This is a genomic window from Microbulbifer hydrolyticus (assembly GCF_009931115.1).
Lineage (GTDB): Bacteria > Pseudomonadota > Gammaproteobacteria > Pseudomonadales > Cellvibrionaceae > Microbulbifer > Microbulbifer hydrolyticus.
In genome coordinates this window covers 732,413-746,201 of sequence record NZ_CP047491.1, presented here as the reverse complement: position 1 = coordinate 746,201, position 13,789 = coordinate 732,413, and the positions used below count along the sequence as shown (strand labels likewise).

Annotated in this window: 10 protein-coding genes; 5 read left to right on the top strand and 5 right to left on the bottom strand. The window is 60.0% G+C overall.

The features are described 5' to 3' along the window. The first annotated feature begins 24 nt into the window (after positions 1-24). The 3 genes from GTQ55_RS03125 to GTQ55_RS03115 all read left to right on the top strand — a co-directional run bounded on the left by GTQ55_RS03125 (position 25) and on the right by GTQ55_RS03115 (position 3,309). The gene (locus GTQ55_RS03125; protein WP_161857424.1) at positions 25-1,437 is read left to right on the top strand and encodes an O-antigen ligase family protein; all 1,413 of its coding nucleotides are present in this window, start codon (positions 25-27) and stop codon (positions 1,435-1,437) included. Between the two features lie 88 nt (positions 1,438-1,525). After that, positions 1,526-2,653, top strand: coding sequence for a glycosyltransferase family 4 protein (locus GTQ55_RS03120; RefSeq protein ID WP_161857423.1), 1,128 nt, complete (start codon positions 1,526-1,528; stop codon positions 2,651-2,653). Further along, positions 2,650-3,309 carry a YrbL family protein gene (locus GTQ55_RS03115; protein ID WP_161857422.1) on the top strand — a complete coding sequence of 220 codons (660 nt, stop codon included), beginning with the start codon at positions 2,650-2,652 and terminating at the stop codon, positions 3,307-3,309. Before GTQ55_RS03120 ends, GTQ55_RS03115 begins: the two co-directional genes overlap by 4 nt. Positions 3,310-3,368: 59 nt before the next feature. Here GTQ55_RS03115 and GTQ55_RS03110 read toward each other — a convergent pair whose 3' ends face one another. Both GTQ55_RS03110 and GTQ55_RS03105 read right to left on the bottom strand, forming a co-directional pair. Next, positions 3,369-4,469, bottom strand: coding sequence for a glycosyltransferase family 4 protein (locus GTQ55_RS03110; protein ID WP_161857421.1), 1,101 nt, complete (start codon positions 4,467-4,469; stop codon positions 3,369-3,371). Continuing rightward, a complete protein-coding gene (locus tag GTQ55_RS03105) occupies positions 4,466-5,398 on the bottom strand; it encodes a mitochondrial fission ELM1 family protein (protein WP_237567796.1) in 933 nt (310 codons plus the stop codon). Before GTQ55_RS03105 ends, GTQ55_RS03110 begins: the two co-directional genes overlap by 4 nt. Before the next feature lie 233 nt (positions 5,399-5,631). Here GTQ55_RS03105 and GTQ55_RS03100 point away from each other — a divergent pair, with 233 nt between their 5' ends. Together GTQ55_RS03100 and GTQ55_RS03095 are read left to right on the top strand one after the other, a co-directional pair. Next, positions 5,632-6,657 (top strand): glycosyltransferase family protein, encoded by a 1,026-nt coding sequence (locus GTQ55_RS03100; protein ID WP_161857420.1) that lies wholly within the window; start codon positions 5,632-5,634, stop codon positions 6,655-6,657. A 117-nt stretch (positions 6,658-6,774) separates the two neighbouring features. After that, positions 6,775-8,118 carry a UDP-glucose dehydrogenase family protein gene (locus GTQ55_RS03095; protein WP_161857419.1) on the top strand — a complete coding sequence of 448 codons (1,344 nt, stop codon included), beginning with the start codon at positions 6,775-6,777 and terminating at the stop codon, positions 8,116-8,118. A 123-nt stretch (positions 8,119-8,241) separates the two neighbouring features. Here GTQ55_RS03095 and GTQ55_RS03090 read toward each other — a convergent pair whose 3' ends face one another. From GTQ55_RS03090 to glnE, 3 genes are all read right to left on the bottom strand, one after another. Continuing rightward, positions 8,242-9,147: a hypothetical protein gene (locus GTQ55_RS03090; protein ID WP_161857418.1), complete on the bottom strand. Its 906-nt coding sequence runs from the start codon at positions 9,145-9,147 to the stop codon at positions 8,242-8,244. 177 nt (positions 9,148-9,324) lie between these two features. Then, on the bottom strand, positions 9,325-10,281 hold the full coding sequence (locus GTQ55_RS03085) for a branched-chain amino acid transaminase (protein WP_161857417.1): 957 nt from the start codon (positions 10,279-10,281) through the stop codon (positions 9,325-9,327). A gap of 187 nt (positions 10,282-10,468) precedes the next feature. After that, the gene (gene glnE / locus GTQ55_RS03080; protein WP_161857416.1) at positions 10,469-13,354 is read right to left on the bottom strand and encodes a bifunctional [glutamate--ammonia ligase]-adenylyl-L-tyrosine phosphorylase/[glutamate--ammonia-ligase] adenylyltransferase; all 2,886 of its coding nucleotides are present in this window, start codon (positions 13,352-13,354) and stop codon (positions 10,469-10,471) included. Positions 13,355-13,789 lie beyond the last annotated feature (435 nt).

The following is a 13,789-nucleotide window of genomic DNA, read 5'->3' as shown; positions in this document are numbered from 1 at the left end:
TGCTGTACCCGAGCCAATCGCCCGATGACTACGCCACCCACTCCGCCCACTGACCAGCCCATTACGAACAGCTCCCTTTACCAGCGAGTTGACCTGGAGCGATGGTGGCAACCCAATCGCCTGCTGCAGACCAGCGCCTGGTTGCCAGTCATCGGAGTGCCCGCACTACTGGTTTATGGCTTTTTCAGCATCAGCCTGGACTCTGTCCCGGACAAAGCATCACAGCTGGCCATCGTTTGCGGACTGCTGATGCTCGCCATCTACGGGCGCCCGGTGGATGGCGTCTCCCTGCGGCGCTCAGGAATCGTCTGGCTCGCCGTTGCGGCTATTATCGTAGCCCTGATTTCCTGGGGCTGCTCCTGGGTAACCCACCCCCACTGGGCGGAATCCTCATTCAAGGTGCACCGCCTCACCAATTGGTTCGCGATGATCCCCGTGGCCGTACTGCTGGGCGGACAACTGCGAAATACTTACACCCTGTGGGCCGCAGCGCTACTCGGCCTACTGCTTTCCCCGTGGATTTCCGGCGGTGGCTGGCAGGAGTGGCAGCAGGGCATCAGCGGTTCACGCGTGGACTTCGGCCTGCACAACGCCCAGCACACCGCCATGCTGTTTGGCACCGGCGCACTGGGACTACTGGCGTTTGCGCCCGGTATATTGCGAGCGCGCCCCGGGTGCTGGGTTTTCCGGGCAATCTGGGCGCTGAGCCTGATTATCTGCATCACCGCACTGGTGCTGACCCAGACCCGCGGTGGCTGGATAGGCATGCTGTTCGCGCTGGTGGTGATCATCTGCGCAGCAATTGTCACTCTGCGCAAACGCTTCCAGGGCCAGCGCCGCTATATTGCCGCAGCCACAATAGCCACTTGCGGTACCGCGGCACTGGTCGGCTACCTGGGTTTTGGGGAAATCGTCAGCCACCGCCTGGAAGCGGAGCAAAAGACCATCGCACTGGTACAGCAGGGCGATCTGGAGAACCTCCCCTTTTCCAGTGCGGGAATCCGTATTCGCACCTGGGCGGAATCACTGCAGTGGATCGCCCAGCGGCCACTGGTGGGCTGGGGAGGCAACGGCCGTAGCCTGATCTTCGATTACTCGAACAACCTTCCCGATGAGATCAAAAAGAATTTTGGCCACCTGCATAACAGCTACCTGGACCTGACCGTAAATTTTGGCCTGCTTGGCCTTTTACTGCTCGGCGCACTGGTTTACTGGCTGGTCAACCGTTGCCTGCGCTACTACCGCGCAGGCCTAGTCTCTGGTAGCAATGTGGTGTTCTGCCTGTCTTTTACGGTATTTTTTGGCGTCATAAACCTGTTCGAGTCCTACCTGTTCTACGATAGCGGCCGCTTTGTGATGGCCGTGGTGGGCGGAGGCCTGCTAACGCAGTTGTGGGCAGCAAAGCGGCAACAGGCGGCAACGACAGGGAAACCCTGATCCATCATCACCCACACCTGTATTCACCCACGCTGTCCCCTATAATCCCCCGTTTGACCAACGTAGTTTGGAGCGGGGGAATCGCGCGTTGAAAGTTATCCAGTTGCTACCTGCCCTGAATGCCGGCGGCGTAGAACGCGGCACCCTGGATATGGCCCGCGCGCTGGTTCAAGGCGGTCACGATTCCATCGTTATTTCCAGCGGTGGCCGCCTGGTTGAACAGCTCGAAATGGAGGGCAGCCGACACATTTCACTGCCGGTACACAGAAAGTCCCTGACCAGCCTGCTACAGGTTCGCCCGTTGCGCCGACTGTTCCGCAGCCTACAACCCGATATAGTCCACGTGCGCTCTCGCGTACCCGCGTGGCTCACATACCTGGCCTGGAAAAAACTCGACGCCGCTACCCGTCCACGCCTGGTCAGTACCGCCCACGGCCTGTATTCGATCAACCGCTACAGCGCAATAATGGCCCGCAGCGAGCAGGTCATCGCCATCTCCGATTGCGTCAAAGACTACCTGCTCGGCAATTATGCTGCCGACCTTCGCGCGCCGCCGGAAGTGATTTATCGCGGCGTGGACACCACAGAGTTTTCTACGGATATTCCCGAGCCTGCAGACTGGCTGGAGGGTACCCTGGGAGAGTTCCCGGAACTGCGCGATCGCCGCTGGCTGGTGCTCCCCGGAAGGCTCAGCCGCTGGAAAGGACAGGAAGACTTCATTCGTATGATTGCCGTGTTGACCAAGCGACAAAGTGATATCCAGGGCATCATCATTGGTGGAGCAGAAAAAAACAAACATCACTATGAAGCGGAACTACGTGCACTTGCGACAGAACATGGCGTAGTCGACAGGATTACCTTTGCCGGCCACCGCAGTGATATCCGCGAGTGGTACCGGCATGCCGCCCTGGTGTACAACCTGTCCAGTAAACCGGAGCCCTTCGGGCGCACCGTGATCGAGGCGCTGGCCATGGAATGTCCGGTTATTGGCTACAACGTTGGCGGGCCAGCTGAGTCCCTGCACGCCTGTTTTCCCGATGGCCTTGTGGAGAGGGGAAACCAGGCCCGACTGCTGGAAAAAACCGTCGAGCTGCTTCAGGCTCCAGCACGCCCCCGCCTGGCGACGGAGTTTACCCTTCAGGAGCAGGCGCGAAGAACCCTGGCACTCTACCAACGACTGCTCGAACAGAAGCAAAATACGGGACCACCCATTTGATTGACCTGAGCAACAGCAAACCTTTTGCCTCCGGCGGTAACCGCCATTGCTACCGGCACCCGGATTTTCCCGGTCGCTGTGTCAAAGTCATGTTGCCGGGCAGACTTGTGGAACTTCGCCGACGGGCCGCCTGGTACAAGGCGCTGGCCCATGACAGCCATTTCGATGACAACGCGCGGGAGGTCGCAGGCTACCAACAGAAGGTCCTGCGTAATGCGCCCGTTGACAGCCCGGTATGGGCGCATTTACCGCGCTGGTACGGGATGAGCGAGACCAGCGAAGGGCCCGGAGCAGTGTCGGAATTACTGCTGGACGACAGCGGCTCTCCCGCCATGACACTGGAAGCCTACCTCAAGAATATCGGACTGGATGACACCATCCGCGGCGCTCTGGAGCGGTTCTCACAATGGCTGCGCGCCACAGGGGTACTTACCAAAAACTTGCTACCACACAACCTGGTGGTGGTTCCGCGCCGAGGGCAACAGGAACTGTACCTGGTGGATGGCCTCGGTCATGCAGCGTTCCTGCCTCTGCCGGAGTACTTTGCGGTGTCCCGGCGGCGCTATATCGAGCGGCGAATCGAGCGGATGTGGAAGCGCATACACTGGGAAATTTCCGACCGCAGCATTCCGTGGAAAAAGGCCGAGCGTCTTTAACAACTGATTTAACAACAGCTTTAACAACAGTTTGCTGCGTAGAGCGGGTAACGACCGAATCAGGTGGACGGTTCCAGTGCGGCAAGAAATTCCCGCACCGATGCTTTCCACTGCGCCGGACCGCGCGCGACCTCGGCAGCCCGCAACGCCATGGTTTGCCGCTCCCGCTCGTTGCCCAACAGCTCCAGAATAGCGGCTGTGACTTCGCTCAGATCCGCACCATTACACAGCGCTCCGGTTTCACCTTCGGCCACCGCATCCACGGCACCACCATCACGCCCGGCGAGCACCGGAAGCCCGTACCAGTTGGCCTCGCGGTAAACGATACCAAAACCTTCCACCGAGTCTCCCTCGCGTCGTACCGGCATCACAAACAGGTCCGCCAGTGCATAAACTGCGGCTTTTTGTGCATCGTTCACAGCGCCGAGGAAATGTACACACTCCGACACACCCAGCTCACTGGCAAGGTTTTCCAGGCGCTCGCGATCACCACCGGCGCCCGCGACTAGGTAGGACACCTCGGGGAATGTTCGCCGGATTGCAGGCAGCGCGCGGATCACCATATCCACACCCTTGCGCGGTTCCAGCCGCGCAACCGTTGCCAAAACGGGAGACTTGCGACCCAGGCGCGTGCGCAGCGCAGCCAGTTGTTCGTCCACTGCCGGGGGCTGGGGACCTATGGGAGGGTTAATCACCACCAGGCGAGTTTTACCCTGTAAATAGGGGCGCACCAAACCCGCGGTATAAGAGGAATTGGCGATCACCGTGTCGGCATCGCCGACAACACGGCGGATACGTGCCGCTTTGCGCGCCGACGGGTGGGCGGGAAATTCCATTCCGTGCGCCAGTACCGCCACAGGCACGCTCAGCGCACCAAGCTTTTCAGCGCTTTTCCATGAATCTGCGAATACGCCCGTTACCCCGCCGGCATTGATCGCGGCCCGCACGGCCACCGCCTTGCGCCAGCGGCGCCAGGGCTTCAAGCCGGCAAAGCGACGCAATTGGTACGCACAGGGGTGTGGCGGTTCCGATGCAGCAGCCTGGTCCGCCAGCACGGTGACATCGCACCCTTCCGCGCAAAGTGCGTCCGCCAGGCCACTCATCAGGCCCTCGATGCCACCGCGATCCGGGGGGAAACTCTGCGTGGTAATGAGTATCACATGGCCTCCCCGGCAAACCTCAGCGGTGCCCCACTCCAGCCACTGCGTCGCAGAAGCGCCTGTGCACACATAACCTGCTGGGCCAGCGGGGAGCGCGGGCCGGTGCCCTGGAGGTCGACATCCACCCGGTCCGTGAGCAGCCCCTCGTCCAGAAGTCGGTCCACTGCCGCGCGAATTTTATTGCGTGGATTACGGCTGGGCATGGCGATAACCCCTACTGGCACGTCACTCTGCAGTGCCTCAAAGATCATCGATACACTGTCGCCGGTGACCCATATCTGCCCGGCCCGCGCCATCTGTTCGGCGAGCCAGTCAGGGGAACACTGCTGCCACGGGTAGAGCTCGGCACCGGTACCGGCGAGCTGGGCCAGGCTGTCCTGTGGGGTGCGGCGACTGTCGGCTACCACCCACTGCCGGGGTTGCTTCAGCAGCCGGCCAGCCACCGCCGAGACTTTTGCCGCATCCCAGTGGAAGTGTTTGCTCGGTCCCCCGAGTAGCAGCAGTGCGCGGTTGGGGTCAGATGGGAAGTCGGGGAGCGGTTCGGCGAGGGCACCGCGGGTGAGAATGACATTGTGCACCGGCGGCGGCCGGTCGTGCTCGGGCACAACCACAAAATCGAACCACGCAAGAGGCAGGCTCGGCTTCATGATCACCACGCTGCGCCCACCGAACAGTCGGCGGGCACGCAGTACCGGCCAGTGGCTGCGATGGCCGGCACCGAGAATGAAGTCGGGGGCCGGCAGTTGCACGAGACGCTCCGGCGGTCTTCCCCAAAGGGGCATGCGCACATCTTCGCAGGAGATATCACAGCACTCGATCCGGTCCGCACCGAGCACCGCACCGAGCCCGCTGACCAGCGCCGCGCTCTGCTTTTCGTGGGCGCGGTTGCCATCCATAAAACGCCAGATTGTCAGCAATGCTGCCCCCATGATCCCAGATACCGTTCACTTACCAAGCCGGGCGATGGTGCCGCCACCGGATATGGTCTTATCCCGGTGCTACACGCCCGCTGTGAGAATGCCAGAATCCTACCCCAGCCACCGGACGGAATACAGGACTCCACCAGCCGGCGCCGCCGCACAGGCAATTGAACCGTGGGTGCCCGGCAGTATAATGCCGGGCACCGAGAATTTTCGCCGTTACCGCTGGTGCTACTTTCCCTATGCGCATTCTTCACGTCGATAACCACCAGCACCGCAAGTACGGCTATATCCGCGTGAGTTGGGCGCTCAAGCTCTACACCGGCCTGATTCGCGCTGGACACAATGTGCTCGCCTTCAGCGATCGCGATGTCGCGAAGTTCGAGGCCCCGCTGGGCATCCGCGAGTTCGGCAGGAAGAAGACCAACCAGCGGCTGCTGCAGACAGTGGACGCATTCCAGCCGGAGCTGGTCGTCTTCGGCCACTGCGACCTGATCGACAATGCGACATTTGCCGAGATCCGCCGCCGGCACCCCGGCATCATCCTGGCAGCGTGTAATAACGACCCTCTGTTTGTGCCGCGCAATGCGGCGAATATCGAGAAACGCTGCGAAATTGCCGACGCCATGTTTGTCTCCACCGGTCCCGGGGAGCTAACACGATTTGCCGGTAACCGCGCCAGGCTCTGGCACATGCCAAACCCGGTCGACCCCAGCGTTGAATGCGCCGACGTCAGCGCCATCGCCGGCGACGATGCCGCGCTCGAAGCCGACCTGCTATTCTGCAGCAATTCGCGGCAGCATACCGAGCGCGGCCAGCTGGTTTCCCAGCTCAGGGAGCAGTTACCGGAGGGATTCCGCTTCCATACTCCGGGCCTGTTCGACCAACCCGCCCTGTGGGGACTGGATTACGACCGCAAGCTGGCGCGCAGTAAAATGGGACTGAACCTGAACAGGCAGGAGGGCTTTCAATGGTACTCTTCCGCCCGTATTGCGCAGATGGCAGGTAACGGCCTGCTCGTGTTTACGCATTCTGCGGCAGCCTTCGATGACTTTATGCCGCAGGAGACCCTGGTCTATTTCGACGATGAGCGCTCCCTGCTGGCCCGGCTTCAGGACTTTCACCAGGATGACGCCAGGCGTCGTCACTGGGCCGGAAATTGCAGGGCGTTTTTCCACAGGGAAATAAACAATACCCTGTTCGCCCAATATATTGTGGAGGCGGCAACAGAGTCGAAGTTCAGTCACGACTACGTGTGGGTCAGGTAGCCGTCCAAGGCTACACGACAAGACACCCGTCATTGATAGCATTTACCGTTCACCAGAGCGCCGGTTATTGCCAGCCCATTTTGGTAACACAGCAAGAAGAGTATTGGAGAAGAGATCATGAACGTTACCGTTTTTGGTACCGGCTATGTGGGGCTCGTACAGGCCGCCGTACTCGCGGAAGCGGGTCATCGGGTCACCTGCATCGACATCGATGAAAACAAGATCGAGCGACTGAAGCAGGGCCATATCCCGATATTCGAGCCGGGCCTGGAACCACTGGTAAAGCGCAACAACGAGTCGGGCAACCTGACCTTCTCCACCAGTGCTGCAGATGGCGTCGCCCACGGTGAGCTGATTTTTATCGCTGTTGGCACACCGCCCGACGAGGATGGCTCTGCCGACCTGCGCTATGTACTCACGGTTGCCCGCACCATTGCCGAGCACATGGAAGGCAAAAAATACATCATCAATAAATCGACGGTACCGGTAGGTACTGCAGACAAGGTGCGCGAAGAAATCACACGCACGCTGCAAGCGCGCAACGCGCTGAATCTGGAGTTCGATGTCATCTCGAACCCGGAATTCCTGAAGGAAGGCTCCGCGGTAGCAGACTGCATGAAGCCGGACCGCATCATCATCGGCACCTCGGAGAATGCCTCCGAGCAGAAAATGCGCCAGCTATATGCCCCGTTCAACCGCAATCACGACAAGGTAATCGTGATGGACGTGCGCAGTGCGGAGCTGGCCAAGTACGCGGCCAACTGCATGCTCGCCACCAAGATCAGCTTTATGAACGAGATGGCAGTGATTGCCGACCGCGTGGGTGCGGATATCGAGTCCGTGCGCCAGGGTATTGGCTCAGACCCGCGTATCGGTTACCACTTTATCTACCCGGGCATTGGCTACGGCGGCTCCTGCTTCCCGAAAGATGTGCAGGCCCTGAAAACCACCGCCGCACAGCTCGGCCTGGATCCGAAGGTGCTGAATGCGGTGGAAGAGCGCAACCATACCCAGAAGCACTACCTGCTGGACAAGATTGTGGCGCGCTACGGCAAGGACCTCTCCGGCAAGACCTTTGCCCTGTGGGGACTCTCGTTCAAGCCGAATACGGACGATATGCGCGAGGCGCCAAGCCGTGTGCTGATGGAAAACCTGTGGGAGATGGGCGCCAAAGTGCGCGCCTTTGACCCGGAGGCGATGCAGGAGTGTGAACGCATTTACGGCAACCGCAATGAGCTGCAATTGTGCGGTACCCGCGACAGCGCCCTGTCCGGTGCCGATGCGCTGATCATTGCCACCGAGTGGCAGCAGTTCAAGTCGCTGGATCACAACACCGTGCGCAGCAGCCTGGCCGAGCCGGTGGTGTTCGACGGCCGCAACCTGTACCACCCGCTGGACATGGCGGAGGCCGGGTTTGAATACTACTGCGTGGGTCGTCCGCAGGTATCAAGCAACATGTAACAACGTCGGGCTTAGTTTGAGCTTCGAATCTAGCCCGGTGGCGGTGCCGCTACCGGGTGTAACCTTCTCGTCGACCTTCTCGTCGACCTTCTCAGCCTTACAGGCCTTCTGACTGTCACCAAATTACTTTAGTAATTTGTACAGATCGTAATACTCAAACACATCCCGAATCTTGCAGTCGTTACCGCCTTTGGAGCGCCAGTTCTCCTTGCGCAGGGCCACTTCCTGGGTCCCGCCCACGGTAAAGAATCGACTGGACCAGTCGCGCGGGTCCGCCAGACGGGCGCAGGGGGTCCCCTGCTTCAGGCTCATGGCCTTCAACCAGACATCATCGGCATTGGGGCAGAGTTTCTGGAATTTTTCCTTGTCGAAGGCATCCGGGTGCAGGGAGCCGGGGAAATACAGCACCCCGCCAACCCCGGTGGGGAATACCAGTGGCGAAGGCTCGCCGTCGAAATCCCGCCAGCGCCAGTCGGAACCCCAGTCGTCGTAGGACTTGAGTTTGCCCTGCTTGTCCAGCCGCATCAGGTGCGCGCGGTGACAGTGGATCCAGTCCGGATTGCGCAGCCACGCGCGGTACAGCTGGTCGATCATATCCGGCGGGTACAGGGTGTCGTCGTCGACGGTGATGATCAGGCTGTCGGGAAACTTGTCGAACGCGTAAAAATACTTGGTATAGGGCCCGAGATCCTCGATATAAAAAACCTGCAGGCCGCGCTTCTGCTGGCGCACCAGGCTTTCCGGCAGCTGTCCCTCCGGGAACTGCTCCTTTGACAACCACAACACCACCGCATCCGGCTTTACCCACTGCTGGAACACGCTTTCTACCGCATACACTACGTTGTGGATTCGACGATCGAACGAGGTCAGGGATACGACAATATTGTGCTCCTTGTCATTCCCCACCCCCATCTCAGTACTGGTGAGTGACTGCTGCTGCAACAGCTGCACCCGCAGAATGGACTCCAGCTTGCGGTTGTTGACCACGTCATGCTTGCGCAGCCGCTTCTTCATAAAATACGAAAACATAGGGTGAAACCTGTCCCGCCCAGTGCGGTTACTCGATATATTCTGTAACGGATACGTCCATTCTAAGGGATAAGTATTGGTGCCTCCAGGGACGGGCTCTCAGACTGCATACATAAAAAAGGGCGGAGACCTTTCGGTATCCGCCCTTTCTATCTGCGCTTGTTGCAGGCACTCCGGTCAAGCGGAGGCCGCTACCGCTTCACAGGTTTCGTGCACATCGCTGAGCCAGCCCATATGCGCCTGACTCTTGCCCTGCACCGAGTCAAAATACAGCTGCTGCAAGCGCTTGGTGATCGGGCCGCGACGGCCAGCGCCGATGGTGCGGCCATCCAGCATACGGATCGGGAGTACTTCCGCGGCGGTGCCGGTGAAAAAGGCTTCGTCGGCAATGTAGACCTCGTCGCGGGTAATGCGTTTTTCCACTACCCGGTAGCCGCATTCACTGGCCAGCTGGATCACCGAGGCGCGAGTGATGCCGTCCAGGCAGGAAGTCAGTTCCGGGGTGTAGATGACGCCATCACTCACCAGGAAGAAGTTCTCACCGCTACCTTCCGCCACATAGCCTTCCGGGTCCAGCAACAGCGCTTCTTCGCAGCCGTTGCGGATGGCTTCCTGCAGCGCCAGCATGGAGTTGATGTAATTGCCGTTGGCCTTCGCCTTGCACATGGAGATATTCACGTGATGGCGGGTGTAGGAAGAGGTATTGACCTTGATACCCAGCTCGCGGGCTTCCGGGGTCATATAGCTCGGCCATTCCCAGGCAGCAACAATCACATGAGTCTGCAGGGAGTCGGCACGCAGCCCCATACCTTCGGATCCGTAAAACACCATCGGGCGCAAATAGGCTTCCTTGAGGCCGTTTTCACGCACTACCAGGCGCTGGGCTTCGTTGAGCTGCTCCTCGTCAAAGGGCATCGGCATGTTCATGATCTTGGCGGAACGGAACAGGCGACGGGTGTGTTCATTCAGACGAAAGATGCTGGTGCCGCCATCGGCGGTTTGGTAGGCGCGCACGCCCTCAAATACGCCCATACCATAGTGCAGAGTGTGGGTGAGCACGTGAACCCGCGCATCGCGCCAGGGAACCAATTCACCGTCAAACCAGATAACGCCGTCTCTATCGGCAAAAGACATGGGAAACTCCTACAAGAAATCTATTAACGCACTCTGTAGGAGCGGCCTGGGGAGGATGGTCGAGCCCTTGAAGGGGAAGATCGATTCAGTTCGCCAGCAGGCTGGCTCCTACAGCACAGAGCCAGGTGAAAAACAGTTTAATCGGGCAGCCGGTATCACCGGGCACCTGCCTCCCTTCGGGAGCGGTCTAGCCCAGCATCTGCTGCCAAGTTGTTTCAACGGTCTTTCTTTCCGCTTCGAATTGGTCACCGGATACAACTCCTGGCCGCTGTTGTAATGCCAGGCGATGACCTTCTGATCGGTAGGCTTTGTAGGCGTCGATCAAATGCGCGGCTTGGTGGGCCGGCATCAGGCCCGCCTCGGTGAGACTTTCAAGAATGCGGATATTGTCGGTATACCGCACGATTGAAGGGGCGCGCTGCGCCCAGGCCAATGAGGCATATTGAACCATAAATTCGATATCGACAATACCACCGGAGCCGTGCTTGAGATCGAATTGTCGATCATTGCTCTTATCGAGGTGTGCACGCATCTTATTGCGCATTTCCACCACCTCTTCACGCAATTTCTGTTCATCGCGCGCGGCACACAGCAGCTGTTTACGCAGGGACTCAAACGCCAATCCGAGGCGCTCGCTGCCCGCTACCGGTCGCGTACGCACCAGTGCCTGGTGCTCCCAGGTCCAGGCACTCTCACGCTGGTACTTTTCAAATGCCGCCAGGGACGTCACCAGCAGTCCGGAATTCCCAGACGGACGCAGACGGGTATCCACCTCATACAGGGGGCCACTCAGGGTGCGCGTCTGCAGGATATGAATCAGGCGCTGGGCGAGGCGGGTGTAGAAACTGAGGTTGTCGATGGATCGCTCGCCATCAGTGTATTGATGTGTCTCGGCGTCGTGCACAAACACAATATCGAGGTCCGAACCATGCCCCAATTCCAGCCCCCCGAGCTTGCCATAAGCCACAATGGTGAAGCGCATATCCTCTGCACTGGCGCCTTCAGGCATACCGTGCTTTTCCGTCACCTGCTGCCACGCCAGCGTCAGCGCCTGCTGCAGAATCGCCTCCGCAAGCCAGGTGAGCGAGTCGCTCACTTTCATCAGCGGCAGCGCGCCGGTGACCTCCTGTGCGGCGATTCGCAAACTCTGGCCCTGCTTGAAATGACGCAGGGCCTCCATCTGCGCTTCCAGGTCCTCGGGGTCTACCCGCAGCATGTGCTGGCGCAGATCGTCGGCAATATCCTGCGCTGTGGAAGGCTGCAGCAGGCGACGCTGGTCGAGCATTTCGTCCAGCAGGATCGGATGGCGCGCCAGAAGATCAGCGATCCACGGTGAAGCGCTGCACAGGCGCAGCAGCTGTGCCAGCACCGGCGGATTTTCATTAATCAGCACCAGATAGGCACTGCGGCGGAGAATAGAGCGCAGTAGCGGCAACACCCGCTCAAGTGCCAGTAAAGGCTCACTCACCTCGGATGCCGCAGCCAGCAACAGCGGCATGGTCTGGTCCAGCCGCTGGCGGCCGGCGGCGGGCAGTGCCGCCACAATACGATCACCGTGCAGGTTCGCCAGAGCCTCCAGCGCCTTCGCCGCTGGCTGGAAACCGGCCTCGTGCAACTGCTCCAGCCAGTTATCGCGCTCCTCGTCCCGCTCGCAGCTGGCCCAGAGCATATCCCAGTTATCGGAGCTGGTGATCTCACCACTCTCTTCCGGTGGTGCAATCACCTCATCAAACTCGCGCTCAATGTGTGCACGCGCTGCCACCAGCTCACTTTCCAGCTCCGACCACTGGTCATAACCAAGGGCGAACGCCAGTTGCTCACGGCGTTCCGGTTCCGGCGGCAGGGTCTGGGTCTGCTGGTCCTTTTCCGCCTGCAGCCCGTGCTCCACCCGGCGCAACAACAGGTAGGCATCGCGCAGCTCTTGTGCCGCACCCTCGGGCAAATGGCCGCCCAGCTCCAGTAGCGGCAACACCTTGAGAATATTGCGCACCCGCAGATCCGGCTCGCGCCCGCCGCGGATCAGCTGGAACGCCTGGGCGATAAATTCCACTTCGCGGATGCCGCCGCGACCCAGCTTGATATTATCGATCAGGCCACGCGCGCGCACCTGGCGCTGGATCAGGGTTTTCATTTCGCGCAGCGCGTCAATCACACTGAAATCGATATAGCGCCGGTAAGTAAACGGCCGCAGCAACTCCATCAGCTCCTCCGCGGCGTCCGCGGCGCCTTCACCGCTCATGGCGACCGGGCGCGCCTTGATCATCGCGTAGCGCTCCCACTCCCGCCCCTGGGTCTGGTAGTAATCCTCCAGCGCGGCGTAATGGCTCACCAGCGGTCCGCTGTCGCCGTAGGGGCGCAGGCGCATATCCACACGGAATACAAAGCCGTCGGCGGTAACCGCATCCAGAGACTTGATCAGACGCTGCCCCAGGCGCTGGAACCAGGCCTGATTTTCCAGTGGCTTCTCGCCATCACTCTGCCCCGGCTCCGGGTAGGCAAAAATCAGATCGATATCCGAAGACAGGTTCAGCTCCCGCGCCCCCAGCTTGCCCATCCCCAGCACCACCATCGGCTGGATGTCCCCATCTCTGTTGCGCGGCTCACCATGGCGCTCGACCATCTTCCCCCGGTGCCAGTCCAGCGCACACTGGATACACACCTCCGCCAGCTCGGTCAGCCGCCCGCAGGCGGCGGGAATATCCCACTGCCCGGCAAAATCCCGCCAGACCGCCTCGGCATTAACCCGGTTACGCAGATTTCGCAGCACTTTTTCCAGCTGCTCTTCCGATTCAATTTCCGCCAGCTCCGGTGCGCTCAGGCCGCAATCCTCCTGCCCGACAAAGCCCGCCAGCCATTCCGGGTGCCGACTGCACTGCTGCACAAAGAAATCCGAGCCCACAAACGTGCGCACCAATCCCCGCGACAACCCCCGCGACAACGCCAGGCTATTGCCGTCATCCAACAACGCCTCAACCGCCGCCACCTGCTCCGCCCCCACCGCGGCGCACCAATCCTCCCAACGCTGGGTGAACAGTGTCTGATGCTGTGGCGGGCAGAATTCCATCAATGACATGGGCGACTCCATCTAAATCCTGAACGGCGAGTTTAGTGGCCACAAAAAAGCGGCGAAACCCAAAGTGTACACCGGCCGTCACCGGATTCCTCACCGGTGCAGATCCGCGCCTTGAACTTTTCCAAACCGGCCCTATCTAAGCCACGATCAACACCCAACGATCTTTCGTCTGAACCTTGTTTTTATTGCGGGCCGACCCGTTTTACGAGCATGACTATTTCGACTGATTACACGAATCATCACCAGTTTCTCTATCTCCCCCGGGCCGCGGCAACCTGTCGCTGCCCCATGCGACGCGTGCCTATCTACCTGCCCATCTCGCGTCCGCCGCCGTAATCACTTTCGAAAAAGTATCACATCACTTCGCGCGAAGGCGTCGATGTCCGGTACAGCTTTGCGAGACCTTCACCGCCATGGATGGCGGTGCAGAGCCCC